The 21608-nt window shown below is 70.9% G+C and carries 15 protein-coding genes; 8 read left to right on the top strand and 7 right to left on the bottom strand.

Annotation, left to right across the window (positions count from 1 at the left end):
- The first annotated feature begins 10 nt into the window (after nt 1-10).
- On the top strand, nt 11-1180 hold the full coding sequence (locus JYJ93_RS35335) for a metallophosphoesterase (protein WP_206798952.1): 1170 nt from the start codon (nt 11-13) through the stop codon (nt 1178-1180).
- A gap of 10 nt (nt 1181-1190) precedes the next feature.
- Here JYJ93_RS35335 and JYJ93_RS35330 read toward each other — a convergent pair whose 3' ends face one another.
- From JYJ93_RS35330 to JYJ93_RS35320, 3 genes are all read right to left on the bottom strand, one after another.
- On the bottom strand, nt 1191-1619 hold the full coding sequence (locus JYJ93_RS35330) for a hypothetical protein (protein WP_206798950.1): 429 nt from the start codon (nt 1617-1619) through the stop codon (nt 1191-1193).
- A 64-nt stretch (nt 1620-1683) separates the two neighbouring features.
- Nucleotides 1684-2754, bottom strand: a complete 1071-nt coding sequence (locus JYJ93_RS35325) for a hypothetical protein (RefSeq protein ID WP_206798945.1) — start codon at nt 2752-2754, stop codon at nt 1684-1686.
- 16 nt (nt 2755-2770) lie between these two features.
- Nucleotides 2771-4531 carry a VWA domain-containing protein gene (locus JYJ93_RS35320; protein ID WP_206798944.1) on the bottom strand — a complete coding sequence of 587 codons (1761 nt, stop codon included), beginning with the start codon at nt 4529-4531 and terminating at the stop codon, nt 2771-2773.
- Nucleotides 4532-5017: 486 nt separating this feature from the next.
- On the opposite strand from JYJ93_RS35320, the gene JYJ93_RS35315 reads away from it, so the two are divergent.
- Nucleotides 5018-5689: an RNA polymerase sigma factor gene (locus tag JYJ93_RS35315; RefSeq protein WP_206798943.1), complete on the top strand. Its 672-nt coding sequence runs from the start codon at nt 5018-5020 to the stop codon at nt 5687-5689.
- Between the two features lie 46 nt (nt 5690-5735).
- A complete protein-coding gene (locus JYJ93_RS35310; RefSeq protein ID WP_206798941.1) occupies nt 5736-6926 on the top strand; it encodes a zf-HC2 domain-containing protein in 1191 nt (396 codons plus the stop codon).
- Between the two features lie 56 nt (nt 6927-6982).
- Here the strand turns inward: JYJ93_RS35310 and JYJ93_RS35305 are convergent, their stop codons facing one another.
- The 4 genes from JYJ93_RS35305 to JYJ93_RS35290 all read right to left on the bottom strand — a co-directional run bounded on the left by JYJ93_RS35305 (nt 6983) and on the right by JYJ93_RS35290 (nt 10202).
- Nucleotides 6983-8410, bottom strand: a complete 1428-nt coding sequence (locus JYJ93_RS35305; RefSeq protein WP_206798939.1) for an AraC family transcriptional regulator — start codon at nt 8408-8410, stop codon at nt 6983-6985.
- An 11-nt stretch (nt 8411-8421) separates the two neighbouring features.
- The gene (locus tag JYJ93_RS35300; protein ID WP_242544049.1) at nt 8422-8967 is read right to left on the bottom strand and encodes a zf-HC2 domain-containing protein; all 546 of its coding nucleotides are present in this window, start codon (nt 8965-8967) and stop codon (nt 8422-8424) included.
- Nucleotides 8964-9575, bottom strand: a complete 612-nt coding sequence (locus tag JYJ93_RS35295) for a sigma-70 family RNA polymerase sigma factor (protein WP_206798937.1) — start codon at nt 9573-9575, stop codon at nt 8964-8966. Before JYJ93_RS35295 ends, JYJ93_RS35300 begins: the two co-directional genes overlap by 4 nt.
- Nucleotides 9576-9731: 156 nt before the next feature.
- Nucleotides 9732-10202 carry a PaaI family thioesterase gene (locus JYJ93_RS35290; protein WP_206798935.1) on the bottom strand — a complete coding sequence of 157 codons (471 nt, stop codon included), beginning with the start codon at nt 10200-10202 and terminating at the stop codon, nt 9732-9734.
- Between the two features lie 129 nt (nt 10203-10331).
- Here JYJ93_RS35290 and JYJ93_RS35285 point away from each other — a divergent pair, with 129 nt between their 5' ends.
- From JYJ93_RS35285 to JYJ93_RS35265, 5 genes are all read left to right on the top strand, one after another.
- Nucleotides 10332-12668: a UvrD-helicase domain-containing protein gene (locus JYJ93_RS35285; protein WP_206798934.1), complete on the top strand. Its 2337-nt coding sequence runs from the start codon at nt 10332-10334 to the stop codon at nt 12666-12668.
- Nucleotides 12669-12838: 170 nt separating this feature from the next.
- A complete protein-coding gene (locus JYJ93_RS35280) occupies nt 12839-14482 on the top strand; it encodes a DUF1592 domain-containing protein (RefSeq protein ID WP_242544048.1) in 1644 nt (547 codons plus the stop codon).
- On the top strand, nt 14479-15906 hold the full coding sequence (locus tag JYJ93_RS35275; RefSeq protein ID WP_206798928.1) for a DUF1552 domain-containing protein: 1428 nt from the start codon (nt 14479-14481) through the stop codon (nt 15904-15906). Before JYJ93_RS35280 ends, JYJ93_RS35275 begins: the two co-directional genes overlap by 4 nt.
- Nucleotides 15907-15968: 62 nt before the next feature.
- A complete protein-coding gene (locus JYJ93_RS35270) occupies nt 15969-17138 on the top strand; it encodes a lytic polysaccharide monooxygenase (protein WP_206798925.1) in 1170 nt (389 codons plus the stop codon).
- Between the two features lie 236 nt (nt 17139-17374).
- Nucleotides 17375-21595, top strand: a complete 4221-nt coding sequence (locus tag JYJ93_RS35265; protein ID WP_206798924.1) for a M4 family metallopeptidase — start codon at nt 17375-17377, stop codon at nt 21593-21595.
- The last annotated feature ends 13 nt before the right edge of the window (nt 21596-21608 follow it).

Raw genomic sequence — 21608 nt, 5'->3', positions numbered from 1 at the left:
ACGGCCCCTCATGCCCCCATGGCTCCGGATGGCGTTGTTCCTCGTGCCAGTCACCGCGCTGCTCGCGCTGGCGCACGTCTACCTGTACCGCCGGCTGGTTCGCGACGTGACGCCGAACAGGGGGCTTCGCCGCGCGGGGATGGGGCTCTTCGCCGGGGGGCTGGTGGGCTCCCTGGGCGCCCGGATGGTCGGAGGGATGTTCTCCTCCGACGTGGCGTGGTGGACGGGCATCGCCCTGCTGGTGTGGATGGGGCTGGTGCTCTACCTGCTCATGTTCACCCTGGGGCTGGACGTGGTTCGGGGCGCGCTCACCCGGGTGCGCAAGCCTCCGGAGCCGCCGTCGCCCGAGCGCCGGGCCTTCCTCGCCCGGGGGCTCGCGACGGGGGCCACCGTGGCGGGCGCGGCGGTGAGCACCTTTGGCACCTGGCGCGCGTTCCATCCTCCGGACGTGCGCGACATCCCGGTGCGGCTGCCCGGGCTGCCCAAGGCGCTGGAGGGCTTCACGCTGGTGCAGCTCACCGACATCCACATTGGCGGGGTGTTGCAGCGCCGCTTCGTGGATGAGCTGGTGGCGCGCGCCAACGCGCTCAAGCCGGACCTCATCGCGGTGACGGGCGACCTGGTGGACGGCACGGTGCCGGAGCTGGGGCGCTACGTGGGCGGGTTCGGCGCGCTCAAGGCCCGGCACGGCGCGTACTTCGTCACCGGCAACCACGACTACTACTCCGGCGTGGAGGCGTGGACGGAGTTCGTCCGCGGGTTGGGCATCACCGTGCTGCGCAACCGCGCCGTGTCCATTGGGGACGCGGGCGCGTCCTTCGACCTCATCGGCGTGGACGACTGGAGCGCGAGCCGCTTCGGTGAGGCCGGGTATGACCTGGACGCGGCGCTGAAGGGCTTGAGGCCGGACCGCGCGTCGGTGCTGCTGGCGCACCAGCCCTCCAACTTCGACGTGGTGGCCCAGCGCGGCGTGGGGCTCCAGATTTCAGGGCACACGCACGGCGGGCAGATGTTCCCGGGCAACGTGCTGGGCCAGCTCATCTGGGGCGAGCAGAACGCGGGCCTGAGCCAGCTGGGCGGCTCGCACCTCTACGTCAGCCGCGGGTGCGGCTTCGTGGGGCCGCCCATGCGCGTCGCCGCGCCGCCGGAGATTGCCCGCATCATCCTGCTGCCGGGCTGAAAGCAGCGACTCACGGTTTGCGGTGGGCCCGCTCCAGGAGCAGGCCGTCCTCCTGGAGGATGGTGGGCCCGGGACGGGGCCGCCCATACAGGAGCCCCGAGGCGATGCGCAGTGGCGCGGCCCACGCGGGCTCGTCGCGCACCAGCACGTCCTCGCCGCCGATGCGGACCACCATGCCGTCGGGGGCCACCACGGAGAATCTCAGCGGCCGGCCCAGCGCGGCTTCGAGCGCGGCCATGGTCGTTTCGTCCTCCTGGGAGAAGCCCAGCGGGCCCTCCGGGTGGCTGTGGGTGATCTCCACCAGCGTGTCCCGCAGGCTCCAGATGGCTTCCCACCGGGGGCGGGAGTCCGGCAGCGCCAGGGGGTCGTCGAAGGAATCGCCCCACAACACCTGGTCCTCTGGCCCGATGAGCAGGCACACCTCGCGCGTCGTCGACATGAAGTTCTTCCTCCCGAATGGCCCGTACCGACGCGGGGGACGGGCCCGGTCGGACACGCGGGTTTCAGGCGTGCCGGGTGATGACCAGCGCGTCCGTGTCGATGGCTTCCTTGAGCACCGACGGCAGGCTCTCCAGCGTGACCCTGCTATCCGCGCCCGCCAGGCACACGCCCGCGTCGCGCACGCGCAGCGTCGCGGCATCCACCACCGTGACGAAGCGCTCACCCATGAACGTGTAGACGACCTCGAGCAGGCCGTCCTCCAGCCGGCGGTGGCCCAGCAGCCGCGCGCCGGCCTTGTCCAGCGCGCGCTCCACCCGCGTGCCGATGTCCGACTCCGAGCGCCAGCGTTCCGGGCGCATCCGCGTACGGGCCGCTTCTCCCTGAAGGGTTTCCCCGCGTTCGCGCTCACGCCCTGGCAATGCCCACCCGATTTCGCGGCCGTCCGCGTCCCGCCAGACCTCCGGCGTGCCGGGCTCATGCACCCGCGCACGGGCCACCGCTTCGTGACGGGCCTCCTGCTCCGCCTGCATCCGGATGAAGCGCGCGCGCTCCTCCGCCAGCAGGCGCAGGCAGCGCTCCGCCTCCACGCGTCCCTCGCGCGCCACGTCGAGCACCCGCGCGCGGGCCTCCGCGGGGGCGAACGGAATGCCCGTGCCTCGCGACACCGTCTCCAGCACCGCGAAGCCGAACGCCGCGCGCAGTGATGCACTCACGCCTCGCGCGTCCCCCAGGGGACGGTCGTCCTCCAGCGCGCGGCGCGCCGTCTCCTCCGCTTCGCCCTCGAACTCCACGCCCTCGAAGAGCAGCGTGCCGTCATGCCACCGGCGCGCCGTCACCGGCGACAGGCGCGGCGGCTCCTCCTCCGGCATCAGCGCCAGCGGCTCCGCCACCGCGCCCTCGCGCACCAGCCGCGCCCCCCAGACATGGCCCCGCACGCGCGGCAGCGCCTCCATGCCTTCCGGAGACGCCGGCTCTCGAGCGGTGGCCTCGCGGCCCTTCACCTCGAAACGCCACCAGCCCGGGGCGACGGGCCAGGTGACGCGCAGGCGGCGTGAAGGCGCGTCCACGGTCCCGCCGCCGAAATACGGCAGCACCGCCGACTCCACCTTCCCGAGCAGCTTCCGGTAGTCCACGCCCCTGCCTCCTTCTTCACGCCACCTTCAACAGCGGCGTGCTCATCACCCGGTCCACCCAGCCGGACTGGCTGGCCCCCGCCTCGCGCGGAGCGTCCATCAGCGCCTGGAGCACGCGCGGCACCTGGTAGGGGTCCGCGAACTGCCCCACGCTCACTTCACTGAAGGGCACGCCCAGCTGCTTCGCCCCCGAGCGCACCGTGTTGCCGCGCGCCCCCGCCACGCTCACCAGCAGCGCCATGGCCGCCACGCTGTAGCCACACGCGTGGAAGGCCCGGGCGAACTGGTCGCCTGCCTCGCCCGCCTCGTCACCCACCACCATCACCACCAGCTTCGCCTCCGCCGGGATGCGCACCCCGGAGCGGTGCAGCGCGTGGACGCCGGCCGCGTGCACCGTGCCGCCGGACGCCTTCAGTCCGGACAGCATGTGCTGCACCGCCGTGCGGTTCGCCGCCTTGGGCTGGAGCACCGTGCCCATGGTGTCGAACGCCGCCACGTGCAGCTTGTCCATCGGGAAGCCCGCGAGGATGCGCGACAGCGCCTCCTTGGACTGCTCGATGGCGCCCTCCATGGACCCCGACTTGTCGATGAGGAACATCACCCGCACGTCCGTCTCCGCCGTCGCCTCCGCCACCGCCTTCTTCACCGCGTTGTCGCTCGCCTCCTCCAGCTTGCGGCGCACGTGCTCGCTCCGGACGTTCTTCGCGATGTTCAGCGAGCGTTGATCCGTGGCGCTCGCCACCGCCCGCTCCCAGCGCGCCTTCACGGACGGCTCCTGCAACAGGCCCAGCTCCTCCAGCGTGGGCGTCATCAGCCGCAGGTCGCGGTCCGACAACGACGGCAGCAGCGTGGCCAGGATGGCGGGCGTGAGGCCCACGTCCTTCGGCAGCCGGCCCACGACCTCCTTGTAGGAGAGCCGCTCCAGTTCAATCCACTCGCAGATCTCCGCCTCGGAGAGGCCGTCGAAGCGCTCGCGCTTCACCAGCGTGAGCCCCTGCAACCCCACCTGCCGGTGGCCGCCGTCCGCCTGCTTCTGCTTCCAGCCGAGCACCTCGAAGAAGCCCTGCGACTGGGGCTTGTAGCCGGCCTTGCGCGCCAGCTTCTTCAGCGTCTCCTTGTAGCCCGCCTTCACCAGGCCCTGGAGCATGGGCAGGTTCGCCTCGCGCGCGGCCAGCCACTTCTGGGCCACGCGCTTCCAGCGGCCCAGCGGCGGCTTGCGCGACGCCGGGTCTCCGAAGCCCGCGGCGCGGTTGAGGCGCGCGATCTCCGGCGTCTCCAGCAGCTCCGCCACGCGCAGCACGGCCTTGGGCGTGAGCATCCGCGTGGAGCGGCGCACGTAGTGCAGCACCATGGCCTCGCCAATGGCGCGGTAGTCGTCGTCGTGGAAGGCGATGGTGCCCTGGCCGTCACGCACGGGCTGGCCCGCGTGCTCCTGCACCAGCATCAGCGCGCAGGTGGCTACCTTCAGGTCGCGCCAGTCCGTCTGCGTCAGCGCGTACGACGCGAAGTGCGCCATCAGCATCGGGTTGAGGCGGTAGAGCTCCAGCAACTGGCCGTACAGCTTCACCGCGGCGGGCACGAACAGGCCCGGCGCCACCTTGCGGCCGTGAGCACGCGCCTTGGCGTCCGCGTTGGCGGCGGCCACCCAGGTGCCGTTCACGTCCAGGCCGGGCCGGTGGTGCCACAGGTGGGCGGAGCCACCGAGCATCACGTCGAGCAGCCGCTCGGCGGGTCCTCGCTGCGTCTCCGGAAGGGTCGTCTGGGTGCGAGCGGTCATGGCGGTCGTCCCCCTTTCGGGACAGAGGCATGCCCGGGAGGGCTGCCTGGAGTGGGGAGGGAAAAAGTGAGCGCCCGAGTGAGGAAGCCGGAAGGCTGAATCCAGAGTTCAGTGCCGGACCGCCGGCGGGCCCCCCGCCTTGCGAGCGGAGGGGTGGAGTCGAACCACGGCGTGTAGGGCCTCTTCGGCCGGGCGCTCGAAAGCGATGCGCCCCTGGACGCCAGGCCGGCCGCAATCCTGACGGCGCCAATTCAGGGCCTTTTTCCGGGGCCTTACGGGCCGGCGCGCCCCTCTTTGGAGAAGACCCACCGCGTCATGCGCGGCCCTTGAAGAAAGCGCGTCAGGAAATGCTGGGCGCGGGCGTCCAGGGCCCTGTAACCAGTCGGAGGCTGTTCGCGGATGCAACGTGTTAATTTGCCGCGCCACATCCCCGTAACCCAACCTCCCGGGACGAGGACCTCCCGGGACAGCCTCCAGGGTCTTCCGGTGTACGAGCAGCTCACGGATGAGGAATTGTTCGCGGAGGTGACCCGGCGGCGCGCCTCGGGCGAGGCCGTCGGGACTCCGTTGGGGGCCTTGTGCGCGCGATGGGCGCGCCCGGCCCGTTACGTCATCGGCAGGATTCAGGGCAGCTACGGACGGGGCTCTCCGGCGGACGCCGACGAGCTCTTCCAGGACGCGGTGGGGAAGTTCCTCGACCGGGGCCTGGATCAGTTCCGGGGCGTGTCCGAGCAGATGCCGGGCAGGAGCGCGTCTCCCAAGACGTTCTTCCTGCGCATCGTCAAGCACGTCGCCATCGACTTCTACCGGCGGCACCGGGAGGAACTGGCGCCCGCGCCGGTGTCGCCCGACGACGTCATGGAAGAGACCCCGTCCGAGGTGGCCCGGGCGGTGGAGGGCGCACGGCGTCGCGAGGAGCGCGCCGAGGCGCAGGAGTTGTACTGGGCCGCCTACGCCAGGCTCCAGCAGGAGCATCCAAAGGAGGCATCCGCATGGGAGCTGTATCACCACGAGGACGTGGAGGATCACGAGGAATGCGCACGCCGTTTGAACATCAGCGTGGTGAACTCGTACAAGCGCGTCAGCCGCGCCCAGGCATACCTGCGCCTGTACCTGCTGGAGTTGCAGCGGGACGGACTGCCGGAGGAGCCGTCGTGACGCCTCGCGGGAGTCTGATGGCTTCCGCCTCGCCCGGGATGTCGCGATGAAGGGCGACGCGCTGTCCCGCTACCAGGCCCGGTACGCGCGCCTGGGCGCGGGCCCCCTCGCGGTGGGGGAGCTGTTGGAGGTGGTGGGGGATGTGCTGCGGCGCTCGGACCGGCTCGGCACCGACGGGGTGGAAGAGGCCTTGAAGGGCCTGGACCGCCCCGGAGTGGAAGCCTGGCTTGCCCAGCAGAAACCGCAGGCGCTCCAGCCGTTGCTCCTGCGTGCCGCCGAGGAGTCGATGGAGGTGGCGCTGGGCGAGGAGGGTGAGGAAGCGGAGCTGTGGCGCGCGTCCGCGCTGGAAGGACTGGCCGCCCGGGATCGGGCCGCCTCCGCCGCCCGCGCGCTCGTCACCTGGGAGATGTTGAAGGGCCCGCTGGACGGGGACGCGGCCGCTGCTCGCGAGCGCTTTCTCGGGGCGCTGGGCCACCTGGACTCCGCGCTGCGCTCCCGGGCGCGCTGGTTCATCCCGCTCAACACCGAGCGCCGCGCCGAGCGCGACCTGCTGGACCCCGTGGAGCGCCCCGGCGCCTGGTGGTTCTCCGCGCGGGCTGGCTGTGATGACCTGGTGGCGTCCTGGACGGGCCGCCCCATGAAGGACCCGGAGCACCTGAAGGACTGTGCCAGCTGCCGCGCGGACCGCGCGGACACGGCGGTGGTGGACACCCCCCCGCGCCGCCACCTCACCGACGACGAGCTGTGGCGGCTGGACTCCGGCGAGATGAGCCGCGAGGAGCGCGAGCGCGTGGAGGCCCACACGGCCAGCTGCGGCGAGTGCGCCCAGGCCGTGCTGGCGCTGGACGAGGGCGACGCCGCCATCGACGAGGCGCTGGAGTTGGAAGAGGAGGGCGCGCAGGTCTCGCGCTCGGCGCGTGACTCCCGCGCGGACGTGGCCCGGCGCCCCAGCGCGGCCCGCCTGCCGGAGCACCGCGAGGTGCTGGAGGAGCGGCGCGACTTCCGCGTGGTGCTGGTGCGCGAGCGTCAGCGGGTGCGGCTGCTGGTGCAGCCCCTGGGCACGCGCGCCGTGACGGCCGCCGTGTTCCTGTCGCCCGGGCGTCCGTCGCTCAAGCCGACGCAGGGGCCGGAGGGGCTGTCCTTCGACCTATCCACGGCGCTGGCCACCGGCGCGCACGCGGCCCACCTCACGGTGCAGGCAGGCCAGGAGACGCTGGAGCGCGACTTCGCGTTCTAGGCGTCCCGAGGGGAAGGAGGGGCAAGGGCCCTTCCTTCCCGCAGCCACCCTGCCTTTTAGCGGGCCTTCGTGGCGGGGCGGTTGCTTCCGGCGGAGTTGTCCGGCTGCCAGGAGCGCACCGGAGGGGCCGGCACCGGCGGCGTGAAGGGCGACGGGTCGCGGCGGAAGGTGTTGGCGAGGAAGGACACCACCAACTGCGTGAGCGGCGGCCGGGTGGCGAGCGCGACGCCGCACACGTCGATGCGGTCCATCTCGTGCACGCCCTCCATCTGGCGGTAGACGTTGCAGCCCTGCTCCGCGTCGGCCTCCCGGTCGCGCAGCAGCTTCCGCTCGAAGACGCCCCAGCGCATGTACAGGACGTCCGGGCTGAGGCGGATGTCCACGGGGCCGGTGCCCCAGGTGCCCTGGATGCGGGTGGTGGGTCCGCCCGCGTGCACCCGCACCCGCAGCGGGTAGTTGCGGTAGGTGCCGTTCACCTCGATGCCGTGCTCGAAGAGCTCGTCGCCCACGGTGCCCTGCCACTGCTGACCCTTGCCCTTCTTGAGCGGGTTCTCCGTCTGCACGGTCAGGGCGTCGAACCAGTAGGAGCCCACGCGGCCCAGCCGCTCGCCGCCGCTCCAGACGGGGGATGAGGCGGGAATCTCCTCCAGGCCCTGGGGACCGGAGGGCAGGGGCTGCGGGCTGGTGAGCAGGTCCGTCGTCTTCACCGACGTGTCCACCGCCTCGAAGCGCACGCCGCCGAGCCACGCCTTGCCGGCGCCGCTCATGATGAGGCCCGCCATGATGGTGGTGGCCTCCTTCGGAACGTCCAGCACCACGTCGTAGCGCTTGCAGCCGTGGGTGCCCACCAGCGCGCGTGACTGCATGTTGTCGAAGGCGAGCGGTTGTTTGGGGTCCGCGCCCTCCACGCGCATCCACAGCCCCGCCCAGCCCTTCACGTCCTGGTGGCGCACGCTCGCGGAGAAGCGCAGGCGCTTGCCCCGGAAGTCCTGCGCGCTGAAGGCCTGCATGAAGGTGCCGAAGCTGTCCGTGGCCTGCGTGCGCGAGCGCAGGTAGGCGCTGCGCGTGCCCTCGCACGGGGAGGACTCGTCCACGCCCGCCTCGTAGTGCTGGGGCGCGCTCTCCGTGACGTACCAGCCCTGCGGCAGCTTCGTCCGCGTGGCGTCCGGCGCGGCGGGCATGCCTCCGGAGGCGCCCGGAGCCGCCGCGTCCGGCCGCGGTGTGGACGCGGCGGTCGTGACGGAAGCCACCTCCGCGCCGGACCCTGACGCGGGAGCGGTGGTGGAGGTCGCCGGGCCCTGCTTTGGCGCGGAGGCTCCGGGCATGGCCGTCGCGGCCGAGGGTGTCTGGCTCGCCTTCGGCGCCGTCTCGGACGCGGTCGTCACGGTGGACGTGAGCGCCGTCGCGACGGGCGGTGTCCGGGCCGCCGCGAGGGGCGCCCAGAGCGCGAAGAGCAGGCTGGGGATGCGGGTTCGGAACGCCATCACGGATGTCCTCACAGGGCGGCCGGCCGCGAGTTCAGCGCCACCACGTTCAGCCCGCTGGACGCGTCGTAGCGGGGGACCTCGCCCTGTCCACCGGGGTGATACACGAGCAGCCCGCGCGCGCTCGCGGACCTGAGGCAGTGCTCCTGCGTGGCCAGGTCCGGGCACGCGACCACGATGTCCCGGGGCGCCTCTTCCTCCACTTGCGTGTCCCGCGCCGCGACGACCGGCGCCTCCACGGGCGTCACGGACGGGGAGACCGCTTCCCCTCCGGGCCGCAGCAGCAGGAACACGGAGGCCGCCACCGCGACCAGCGCCGCGGCGACGGCGGCCGGGCGGTGCCAGCGCGCGGGGCGCACCACGACCGGGTCGCGCGGCGTGGCGGCGGCGACTTCGTACAGCTGCTCCTCCAGCAGGGCCTCCTCCTGGAGCAGCCTCGCGCACGGCTCGCACGTGAGCGTGTGGGCCTCCAGCTGCGCGCAGGCTTCGGGCGGCAGCGCGCCCAGCAGGTACTGCTCCGTGCGGTCGCGGGTGAGGTGGGGCGTGGGCAGGCTCATGGTTGTTCCTCTTCGAGCGCGGTGCGCAGCTTCTTGCGGACCTCGCACAAAATCTGTCGCACGCGCTGGACGGACAGCCCGACGCGGGAGGCGACCTCGGCATGGGGAAGCCCCTGGCCGTCACAGGCCAGGAGGAAGACGTTGCGCGCGCCCGGAGACACCTGCTCCAGCGCGTCCCGGGCCCGGGCGAGCTGCTCCTCCGACACCAGGCGCTTCTCCGCGGACTGCGCGGGGTCCACCGGCTGCTGGCGCTCCGGCAGGTCGTCCACCGTGCCGTCCACCGACTCGCGCCGCGCGCGCCGGGCGTCATCCGCCGCGAGGAACGCCGCCTGCGCGAGCGCGAGCGCCGGCAGCCGCAATTCCGTGAGCAGTCCCCGCTGCTGCTGCTGGATGAGGCGCGCCCACGTCTCCTGCGTCAATTCCTGGGCCCGGTCCACCCGGATGCCCCGCGCGAGCAGCGACACCACCACCCGGCGCTGGTGCCGGGCGATGAGCGTGTCCCACGCGGCCCGCTCCCCGGAGAGCGCGCGCCGGGACAAGGCCTCCTCGTCCGGCGCCGCCGGCCGCGCGGCCCTCTCTGTGTCCTGCCGCGACTGGAGGGTCGTCATCCCCAAGCCTTGTACGGCTGCATCCATGCCGTCTTCCCGTTGCGAGCCGCGCTCGTCCCCCGGAGGCCGTTCTTGCCCCGGGCTTCCCGGGAAACGCGCCTCCTGGCCGGACATATCGACGGAAATGGGCAAGGGGGGGGCCGGGGTGGGGGAATGTCAGTTGGTGGCGGGGCTCTCGCCGGAGGCCCACGGCTGGGCGGAGACGCGCACGACGCCCTGGCAGCGGGCGCACACCCGGCCCTCGGCATCGATGATTTTCGCGGAGGCGAAGACGGTGGACGCCCCGCCGTTGTCGATGACGGCCTCCACGTGGAAGCGGTCTCCGGTGACGGGGCGCTCGAAGCTCATGGACAGCTGGACGGTGGCGCAGCGGCGGGTGGTGTCCCGGAGCGCGGGCGTGCAGCCGATGGCGATGTCGAAGAGGGCGGAGAGCACGCCGCCGTTGACGGCGGAGCCGCCCAGGCCGCCCCGGTGGTGCGGCTGCACCTCCGGGAGCTCCACCACCACCTTGCGTCCTTCGGGGAAGGACATCCGGGCGCCGAAGTGGCGCAGGGTGAGGCTCTGGGTGAACAGCTCCGCGTAGCGGTCGAGCTGGGCCTGGGTGGGGCGGGACGGGGTGTCGGACATGGGAGGTGGGCCTTTTATATCGCACGCTCCTGCCCGTCCCGAGGGCGGACGGCCCGGCGGGCGACAGGCCTGGCGGAAGACCCGGCACCCTCGCGCGAAAGACGTTAGAAGACGGGGTTCTTCCCCCTGGTGGAACCCTCCGTGAACGCCCACGAAACCGCCCTCCTCGAAGACCTCAATCCGCCCCAGGCGGAAGCCGTGCTCCACGGCGACGGCCCCCTGCTCGTGCTGTCAGGCGCCGGCAGCGGCAAGACGCGCGTCATCACCCGCCGTGTGGCCCACCTGGTGAAGGTGCGCCGCGTCTTCCCGTGGCGCATCCTGGCCGTCACCTTCACCAACAAGGCCGCGCGCGAGATGCGCGAGCGCCTCAGCCAATTGCTGGGCGCGCAGGCCAACGACCTGGTGGTGAGCACGTTCCACTCGTCCGCGGCCATGATTCTCCGCCGCGAGGCGGAGGCCGCGGGCCTGACGCGGTCCTTCGTCATCTACGACGACGGCGACCAGCTCAACCTGGTGAAGCGCGCCCTGCGCGACATCAACGTGGATTTCGCAATCGCTCCCCGGGAGATTTTGCACCGCATCGACCAGGAGAAGAACGCCGCGCGGCTGCCGGAGGACATGCGCGTGGAGGCGGAGGACATGCGCGGGCAGGTCATCAAGCGCGTGTACGCCGGCTACCAGAAGCTCCTGCGCGCGGCGAACGCGGTGGACTTCGGGGACCTGCTGCTCCTGCTCGTGAAGTTGTTCCGCGACCGGCCGGACGTGCTGGAGCGCTACCGCACGCGCTTCACGCACGTGCTGGTGGACGAGTTCCAGGACACCAACCCCGTGCAGTACGCGCTGCTGCGCCAGCTCGCGCCGCCGCCGTCCGCGAACCTGGTGGTGGTGGGCGACGACGACCAGTCCATCTACCGCTGGCGCGGCGCGGACGTGGACAACATCCTCCAGTTCCCCAAGCAGTACCCGGGCGCGAAGGTGGTGAAGCTGGAGCAGAACTACCGCTCCGACCAGAACATCCTCACCGCCGCGCACGAGGTCATCTCCAAGAACCCGCGCCGCATGGCGAAGAAGCTCTGGAGCGAGCGGCCCAAGGGGGAGAACCTGGAGCTGCTCCTGCACCGCGACGAGCGCGCGGAGGCGCAGGAGGTGGCCCGGCGCATCCTGGCCGTCCAGCGCGAGGGCTTCATCAAGTTCTCCAGCATGGCGGTGTTCTACCGGACCAACGCGCAGAGCCGCGTGCTGGAAGAGGCGCTGCGCCTGGCGCGCGTGCCGTACACGCTGGTGAGCGGACGCAGCTTCTACGACCGCGCGGAGGTGCGCGACGCGTCCGCGTACCTGCGGCTGATGGTGAACCCGCGCTCGGACGCGGACCTGCTGCGCGTGCTCAACGTGCCGGCGCGCGGCATCGGTGACACCACCGAGGAGCGGCTGACGGACTTCGCGAACGAGCAGGGCCTGAGCCTCTTCGAGGCCCTGGGCGAGCGCCACCGCATCCCCAGCCTCAACGCCACCGCGCAGAAGCGGCTGGGCGGCTTCCACCAGTTGCTCCAGTCGCTGCACGCCTTCTCCCTCACGGCGAAGGACGCGGCGGGCGCGGTGGACCAGATGCTCAAGGAGACGAAGCTCGTGGAGACGCTCGTCGCGGAGGGCAGCGACGAGGCGCTCACCCGGGCGGAGAACCTGAAGGAGCTCCTGGGCGCGGCGCAGGAGTTCGACCTGAAGCGCGCGTCCGACATGGTGGCCTCCGCGCAGGCGGCCGAGGATCGCGAGGAGGAGGCGCCCGAGGGCGTGGACTCCGCGCCGCTCACCGCGGACATCCCGCCGCTGCAGGCCTTCCTGGAGCAGATCAGCCTGGTGGGCGAAGCGGACGCGGAGGTCAGCGAGGGCCGCGTGGCGCTGATGACGCTGCACGCGGCCAAGGGCCTGGAGTTCGACGCCGTGTTCCTCACCGGCCTGGAGGAGGGCGTCTTCCCGCACTCGCGCGCGCTCAAGAGCGACGACCCGGACGGCGGCGAGGAGATGGCCGAGGAACGCCGGCTCTGCTACGTGGGCTTCACCCGCGCGCGCAAGCGGCTCTTCGTGAGCCTGGCGCAGTGCCGCTCCCTCTTCGGCGAGCTCAAGTACAACCCGCCCAGCCGCTTCCTCGCGGACGTGCCGCAGGCGTTGTTCGGCTTCAAGGAGAACGACCTGCCGCCCCCGCCGCGCGCCGCCGCCATGCCGCAGCGCCGCCGCAACTGGGACGACGACGAGACGGGCCCGCGCGTGGACCGCAGCTATTCGCAGGCCTCGTCCGACATGGACGGCGTGGGCGGAGACGTGCGCGGCATGCGCGTGCGCCACGAACAGTTCGGCTCCGGCCGAATCGTCGCCGCGGAAGGGTCTGGCCCCAACGCCAAGGTCACCGTGGAGTTCGGCGGCAACGTGGGCCTCAAGCGCGTCATCGCGCGCTTCCTTATTCCCGGCTGATCCGGTCCCGGCGGCGGTTTCCAGTATTCGTGTGAAGCGCTGCCTGACCGGCCGGTGTACGGATTGACTTCCTGACGTATCCCCAGTGGGATGACCTCCAACGAACGGAGGCGCTTCCCCCCATGGCGCTACGTCAACGACGGTGGACTTCCGCGCTGCTCGCGGGAACCTTGAGTTTCCTGACTGCCTGCGAAGGCCAGATTTCTGACGCGGCGAATCCGCGCAATCCTGGCCCTGGCGGGACGAACAACCCCCCTGCCGGTGTCGAGCAGCCGGCTCGTTCGGCTCGCGTCGCCCGGCTGACGCACGCGCAGTGGCTGAGCACCGTGAAGGACCTGCTCAAGCTGGACGCGGCGCCCACGGCGCTGGCGCAGTCGTTCCGCGCGGACCCGTCCCAGAGCGGCTTCCTCTTCGACAACGACGCCCGCGCGCTGTCGGTGGACGAGGCGCTGTGGGGCGCCTACCAGCGCGCGGCGGCGGACCTGGCCGGGCAGGTGGCCACGGACGCGACGAAGCTGGGCAGGCTGCTGCCGGCGGGGAGCACCACGGACGAAGCGCGCGCGAAGGCGTTCGTGGAGTCCTTCGGCCTGCGCGCCCTGCGCCGCCCGCTGACCGCGGACGAGGTGGAGTCGTACCTCAAGCTGTACCGCGAGGGCCCCAAGGCGTACCCGACGATGGCCGCGTTCCAGGGCGGCCTGCGGCTGGTGCTGGAGGGCTTCCTCCAGTCGCCCCTGTTCCTCTACCGCGTGGAGCGCAGCACGCAGGCGGCGGACGGCAAGGTGCCGCTGGACGCGTTCGAGGTGGCGTCCCGCTTGAGCTACGCGCTCTGGAACTCCATGCCGGACGACGCGCTGTTCGCCGCTGCTCGCGAGGGCCTGCTCGCGAAGCGCGAGGGCGTGGCCGCCGAGGCGCGCCGGATGATGGCGGACCCCCGGGCGCGCGGCGTGGTGGACGCCTACCACCAGGCCGTCTTCGACGTGCCCCGCTACGCGAGCATCCGGCCCAACACCACGCGCTTCCCCAACGTCACGACGAAGCTGGCGGAGTCCGCGGCGAAGGAGAACACGCTCTTCGTCCAGGACGTCGTCTTCGGGCGCAAGGGGCGCTTCGCGGACCTGCTCACGTCGCGCGACACCTTCGTCAACGACGAGCTGGCGCGCATCTACGGCCTCACCGGCAACTTCACCGCGGACTTCGTGCCGGTGTCGCTGGATGGGGCGCAGCGCCGGGGCGTGCTCACGCAGGTGGGCTTCCTCGCGTCGCACGCGACCTCCATCGACCCGGACCCCATCCACCGCGGCGTGTTCCTGTCGGAGCACCTGCTGTGCCAGAAGATTGGCGCGCCGCCGGCCAACATCCCCGCGCTGCCCGCGCCCAACGGCCGCACCAACCGCGAGGTGGTGACGTCGCACACGGAGGCGCCCGGCACGGTGTGCGCGTCCTGCCACGCGACGCTCATCAACCCGCTGGGCTTCCCCTTCGAGAACTTCGACGCCGTGGGCGGCTACCGCACGACGGACAACGGGCACCCGGTGGATGCCTCGTCGACGCCGGGCATTGGCGGACAGAAGGTGTCGGTGAAGGACGCGCTGGACCTGGCGGACGCGCTCGCGACCACGCAGGCGGTGCATGAGTGCTACGCGCGCCACTGGATTGAGTTCCTGAGCGGACGCCCCGCGGTGGCGGAGGACGACGCGCTGGTGGCGCGGCTGGGCAAGCTGTCGCAGTCCGGTCAGCTGCCCATCGTGGACCTGGTCGTCGAGGTCGTGACGGGCGTGGGCTTCGTGACGCGCCACCCGGAGGAGCTGCCGTGAAACTGAGCCGTCGACGCGTGTTGCAGGGCCTGGGTGGCGTCATGCTGGGGCTGCCGGTGCTGGAGGGGCTGATGCCCCGCAAGGCCCAGGCGGCGGATGCGAACGCGCTGCCCTTCGCCATCTTCCTGCGCCAGGCGGATGGGGTGGCCGCCGCGCAGAGCACCTCCGAGCTGGGCAACGAGCCGGAGCGCTTCTGGCCGGAGCCCCTGGGCAACCTCTCCACCACGACGCTCGCGGGCAAGTCGCTGGTGGAGCTGGCGGACCACCGCGCGCGCCTGCTGGTGGTGCGCAACGTCAACATGAAGGACTACAACTACGGGGACGGCCACGCCCGTGGGGCGCTGCAGTGCCTCACCGCGCGCGGCCCCGCCGTGGAGGGCGCGGGCGGCGACTCCGAGGCGTCCGGCGAGTCGCTGGACCACCGCATCGGCCGCGAGCTGAACCCGCAGAAGCGCGACTCGCTCTACCTCTACGCGGGGCAGGCCGGCGGGTGGCTGGGCGGCCCCTGCATCTCCCACCGGGGCAGCGCCTCGCGCCGGGCCGCGCTGCACGACCCGTGGGTGGCCTACCAGACCATGGTGGGCGGCCCCGGCGGCCTCTCTCCGGAGGCGCGCGAGCAGCTGCTGGTGCGCCAGAAGAGCCTCAACGACCTGGTGTCCGGTCAGCTGAAGGCGCTCCAGTCGCGGCCGGAGCTGAGCAGCACGGACCGGCAGCGCCTGGACCTGCACCTGTCCAACGTGCGCGACCTGGAAGTGGCGCTCAGCTGCCGCGCCCGCGCGGACGAGGAGCTGCGGCTCCAGCAGCAGGCGCCCGGCTACAACAGCACGGACGGCGACGAGGTGCTGGCCACGGTGCGGCTGCACATGGACATCGCGGTGCTGGCGGTGGCATGCGGCACCACGCGCTCGGTGGCCATCCAGGTGGGCAACGGCAACGACAGCGCCACGCGCTACCGCGACCCCACGACGGGGCAGTTGATGGAGAACTTCCACTACATCTCCCACCGCCGGTCCTCGCACGACGCTTCGGGCGGCATCATCGCCGGGTCGGACGTGCTGCACTCGCGCGTGGACGCGCAGTTCGCGCAGACCTTCAACTACCTGTTGGATCAGCTGGCGGCGTACACCCTGCCGGACGGCAAGAAGCTGGTCGACCAGGGCGTGTCCGTCTGGTTCAACGACCTGGGCAACGGGCCGGCGCACTCGGCGCGCCACATCCCGTTCATCCTGGCGGGCAGCTGCAACGGCTACCTCAAGCAGGGCGTCGCGGTGACGGCGGCGGGCGGCAACACCAGCCCCAACCTCAACAAGATGCTCAACACGATTGGCGCCGCGGTGGGCCTGAAGAACGCGGCCGGCGGGCCGCTGGACGACTTCGGTGACCCCTCGCTGCCCAAGGGCCTGCTGACGGAGCTGCTGGCCTGAGCGGCCGTTGACCCGATTTGCCCGCGCCTTTCCTCCTTTGTTTTCGAACAGAGGAGGAAGGGATGTTCCCAGCAATCCGCAAGGCCTTCACCGCGTCGCTCGCTTTTGTCTCCCTGCTGTCCGCCGGTCCGGCGGCGGCACACGGCTCCATGGAAGTGCCGTTGAGCCGCGTCTATGGATGTTTCAAGGAAGGGCCGGAGAGCCCCAGGTCCGCCGCGTGCCAGGCCGCGGTGCAGGCCGGTGGGACGCAGGCGCTGTATGACTGGAACGGCGTCCGGCAGGGCGCCGCCAACGGGCGTCACCGCGAGATCATCCCGGACGGCAAGCTGTGCAGCGCCGCCAATGAGAGTCACAAGGGGTTGGACCTGGCGCGCACGGACTGGCCGTCCACGCTCATCACCCCGGACAGCAACGGCCGCTTCGAGTTCGTCTTCCACGCCACCGCGGTGCACGCCACGGGCTACTTCCAGCTCTTCGTGACGAAGGAGGGCTACAACCCGGCGCTGCCCCTGAAGTGGTCGGACCTGGAGTCGACGCCGTTCTGCAACGTCACCAACGTGTCCGCGGTGAACAACCGCTACCGGCTCAACTGCCCGTTCCCGGCGAGCCGGACGGGGGCGCACGTCATCTACGCCATCTGGCAGCGCGCGGACAGCCCGGAGGCCTTCTACGCCTGCACCGACGTGAAGTTCAGCAACACGCCGCCCCCGCCGGCGTCTTGGAAGGAATTGGGCCAGGTGCAGGCGCGCGAGGACCTACCCAAATCCAGCAAGGTGACGTTCCGCCTCTTCGACAGCGCGGGCCGTGACGCCGAGTCGTATCCGCTGACGCTGGATGCGGCCACGCCCGCGGCCACCTGGATGTACCGGCTGGCGCAGCAGGTGAACGCGGGCTCCAGCCGCGTGCGGGTGGGTGTGCTCCAGACGACGGGCACCGTGACGCCGGTGCAGGACGCGCTGGGTAACCGCGTGTACGCGAAGGAGACGGGCTACTCGTTCCAGGTGGACATCGAGAAGCCGTCCACCGGCGGCGGGACGGCGCAGTACAAGTACCCGGCGGGCATCGACAGCTACACGGCGGGCACCCTGGTGGAGGGCACGGACGGGCTCGTCTACCGCTGCAAGCCCTTCCCGTACTCCGGCTGGTGCAAGGGCGTGGCGTCGTACTACGCGCCGGGCACGGGCATCGCGTGGCAGGACGCGTGGGAGCGCGCCAACCAGGTCTCACGGTGAATTCGGCGTAACTCGCGGTGTTTGCCGTGGCCGCTTCACGGCATCAGGGGTCCCCCCCATTTCCTTGGGATCTGGACGCTGTATACTGGTGGACAATTACGCTGAACATGGAAAGCCCGGGGGTAAAGGTCTGAGTCTTTTCAGACCCTCCGCCATGAGCGTGATCCTTCCGGCGGCAGCACGCCCCCATGGGTGCTGCCGGCGGGAGTTCCCCTGAATGCAGTGGAGTCAATTCCATGCCCAAGCCGTGGCCTCAGTGGCCTCTGCTCCTCGCCGGCCTCGTGTCGGCGAGTTCATCCCTCGCGGCTGAGAAGCTCACCCCTGTTGCCCCATCCACGCTGATGCAGCTCCAGGTCCGGGAGCCAGCGCGGGTGGCGCAATCCCTGGCAGGCCTCAAGGCGCAAAGCCTCAAGCTCGGGCTGGGTTCGCGGGACGACTTCCAACTGTCCAGCTCCAGCACGGACTCCTTTGGACAGACGCACGCGCGCTTTGAACAGACCTACCAGGGCGTCCCCGTGTGGGGCGCCGTGGCCATCACCCACCAGGGGGTGTCCGCGGGGGACCTCCGCATCACCACGGACGGCCTGCGCAAGAACATCCGCCTGGACGTGGCGCCCACGCTGGACGCGAAGTCCGCGGTGACGAAGGCCACCCAGGAACTGGCGCCCCAGGGCGAGTACGCCGTCACGCCGAGCAGCAAGCTCATCGTCTACCCCCAGACGCGGCTCGTGAACCGCTACCCCGGCAAGCCGCTCGCGGAGCAGAACGCGGCGGACTTCGACACGCAGGTCGTCGCCTACCGGCTCGCGTACCACGTGCACACCGAGCTGGAGAACGCGAAGGACGGCGTCAAGCACACGGACTTCATCGTCGACGCGAACTCGGGCGAGGTGCTGAGTCAGTGGAACTCGCTCCAGACGACCGCCGCGAAGGGCCTCGGGCACTCGCAGTACAGCGGTGACGTCACGCTGGACGTCTTCCAGAACGCCCAGGGCCTCTTCGAGCTGCGCGACGTCACGCGCGCCGGCGGCGAGGGCATCCGGACCTACGACGTCAACCACGCCGCCGTGCAGAACGGCGTCATCCCCACGCTGACCCTCTACACGGACGCCGACAACGTCTGGGGCGACGGGCAGAACTACATCGTCGGCGCCAACAACACCCTGAGCACCAACGGGCAGACGGCCGCCGTCGACGCGCACTTCGGCCTGCTGGCGACCTGGGACTTCTACAAGAAGGTCCTCGGCCGGGACGGCATCGACGGCGTCGGCTCGCCCACCTACAACCGGGTGCACGCCAGCAACCTCTACAACAACGCCTTCTGGAGCGACGGCTGCTTCTGCATGAGCTACGGCGACGGCTCGTTCCCGGCCGCTGGCGGCTTCAGGTCCCTGGGCGTGCTCGACGTGACGGGCCACGAGATGTCCCACGGCGTCACCTCGCACTCGGCCGGCCTCATCTACGAGGGCGAGTCCGGCGGCCTCAACGAGGCCAGCTCGGACATCTTCGGCGCCCTGACGGAGTTCTGGGTGGCCAACGGCCGCGGCAGCACCATTGGTGACACCGGCGGCAACTGGCTCATGGGCGAGCAGCTCAGCGCGTTCCCGCTGCGCATCATGTACCGCCCGTCGCTGGACGGCGTGAGCGTGGACGCCTGGTTCCCCGGCCTCGCCAACATCGACGTGCACTACAGCAGCGGCCCGATGAACCGCGCCTTCTTCTTCCTGTCCCAGGGCGTGCAGCCGCTGGCGGTCAGCACCGACTACTCCAGCACCTACCTGCCCGCGGGCATGAGGGGCATCGGCAACGACAAGGCGGCGGCCATCTGGTACCGCGCGCTCACCGTCTACCTGTTCCCGTCGTCCAACTACCTGTCGGCCCGCACCAGCAGCCTCCAGGCCGCGGCGGACCTCTTCGGCTCCCAGTCCAACGAGTACCGCGCGGTGCAGAACGCCTTCGCGGCCATCAACGTGGGCTACACCGCCGGGACGTACGACGACCGCATGGCCCCCACCGTCGCCGCGAGCGTCTCCGGCGGCGCGTCCGAGCTGCTGCTGAAGGCGCAGGCCGAGGACAACGTCGGCGTGACCCGCGTGGAGTTCTACGTGGACGGCGCCCTGGTGGGGAACGTCTTCGCCCAGCCGTTCCAGTTCCCGCTGGTGTCCACCTCGCTGACCAACGGCACGCACGCGCTGGTGGCGGTCGCCTTCGACGCGGCCGGCAACTCCGCCGCGTCCGCTCCGGTGAGCTTCACCGTCTCCAACAGCTTCGAGCAGCTCCTGGTCAACCCGGGCTTCGAGCAGGACACGCTGGGCTGGACGGATGACCCGTCGAACATCAACTTCCCGGTCTCCTCCGGCCCGCGCAACGGCCAGGGCTTCGCATGGCTCAACGGCTATGGCACGACGCACGTCGACCGGCTGTGGCAGGACGTCACCCTTCCCGCTGGCGTCACCCGGGCCGCGCTGACCTTCTTCCTCAACATCACCACCTCCGAGACGACGACCACCGCCGTGCGCGACACGCTGACGCTGCAGGTGCGCGACACCTCGGGCACGGTGCTGGGGACGGTGGCGACGTGGTCCAACCTGGATGCGACGCTGGGCTATGTGCAGCAGAGCGTGGACCTGACGGCCTACGCGGGCCAGACGGTGCGAATCTTCCTGGAGGGCAGCGAGAACGCCTCGCTCGCCACCAACTTCCAGGTGGATGACTTCTCGCTGCGCGTCATCCGCGCGGCGGACGCCGAGGCGCCCCAGGTGAAGGCCAGCGTGGTCTTCTCCGGCACGCGCGTGGGCTACTCCGCGGAGGTGTCCGACAACGGCTTCGTCAACACGGTGGAGTTCTTCGTCGACGGCGTGTCCCTGGGCAGCTCGGTCAAGTCGTTCACCCGGGTCGTCAACCTCTCCACGCTGACGGCCGGCGCGCACACGCTCGTCGCCCGGGCCACGGACGTGGACGGCAACGTGGGGGACTCTCCCGCGGTGGCGTTCTACGTGGACACCACGTCCACCCAGCGCGTGCTCAACCCCAGCTTCGAGACCTCCACGAGCTGGACGAGCGCGACGACGCAGTCGGGCTCGACGGGCATCCTCAGCAGCGCGTCCTTCGCGCACACCGGCAGCCGCATGTACGTCTTCTATACGAACGCGGGTCCGGCGCGGCACTCGGTCCGTCAGTCCGTGGCCATCCCGGCGACCGCGACCTCGGCCATCTACAGCTTCTGGATGCGCCTCTACAACGGTGCGTTCACCGACGCCACGGTCCACCACACCATCAGCGCGAAGCTGCGGGACTCCGCCGGCACCGAGCTGGCGACGCTGAAGACGCTCTCCAACCTGGATGACACGAACAGGGAGTACCGCCTGCACCGCTTCGACCTGACCGCGTACAAGGGCCAGACGGTGCAGTTGTTCTTCGACGCGGACCAGACGGAGGCCCCGCAGGTGACGGGCGGAGTCACCCAGTTCTTCGTGGATGACGTCACCCTGGTCACGTCCACCCAGGCGGACCTGGAGAGCCCCGTGCTCTCCGCGGCGGTCGAGGGCAGCTACGGGACGGTGCAGCTCAAGGCCTCCGTGAGCGACAACGTCTGGACGTCCACGCTCGCGTTCCTGGTGGACGACGCTCCGGTGAGCACGTTCACGGACGTCCAGGGCGTCTACGCGAAGGCGTTCGACACGAAGAGCCTGTCCAACGGCCCGCACCAGTTCAAGGCGGTGGCCACGGACAAGGCGGGCAACACGACGGAGCGCGTGGTGACCTTCGAGGTGCACAACTCCACCATCCAGGACCAGGGCGCGCCGCACATCACCGCCAGCGTGGAGGGCCTGTTCGAGACCTACGCGATGCGGGCCGAGGCCACCGATGACACGGGCGTCGCGTACGTGGAGTTCTACGTGGACGGCGCCCTGAAGGGCCGGGTCTCGTCCGCGCCGTACACGCTGCCGCTGTTCCCGATTCCGCTGGCGCCGGGGGAGCACATCCTCGAGGCGGTGGCGTACGACGCCTACGGCAACTCTTCCAAGGCGACCACCCCCTTCACGCTCCTGCCCGTCACGGTGGAGCTCGCGGAGGCGCTGCACGTGGTGCCGGTGGGGAGCTCCGTCGCCCTGCAGGCGAACGTGGCGAACGTGGTGAACACGGAGGTGACCTGGTCCGTGGCGGAGGGCCGCGTCTGCGGCACCGTTGGCGCGGACGGCGTCTACACCGCGCCGGTGGCCCGTGGCCTGTGCCACGTGTCTGCGGCGAGCGTCGTGGTCCCGACGGCGAAGGCCGTGGCGACCGTTCAGGTCTTCACGGGCGACATCAATGGCGACAACGTCGTGGACGGAGAGGACATGGGCCTGCTCGCGCAGGACTACGGCACCAACGGCTCCGAGGTGACGAACCTCGACGGCGCCGGCTCTGTGAACGACAGCGACATCACCCTCTTCGTCAGCCAGTTCGGACGGTAATCCCCCATGAAAA

Source organism: Corallococcus sp. NCSPR001 (assembly GCF_017309135.1).
In the GTDB taxonomy this organism is placed as follows: Bacteria; Myxococcota; Myxococcia; order Myxococcales; family Myxococcaceae; genus Corallococcus.
This window is presented reverse-complemented; position numbering and strand designations above follow the sequence as displayed.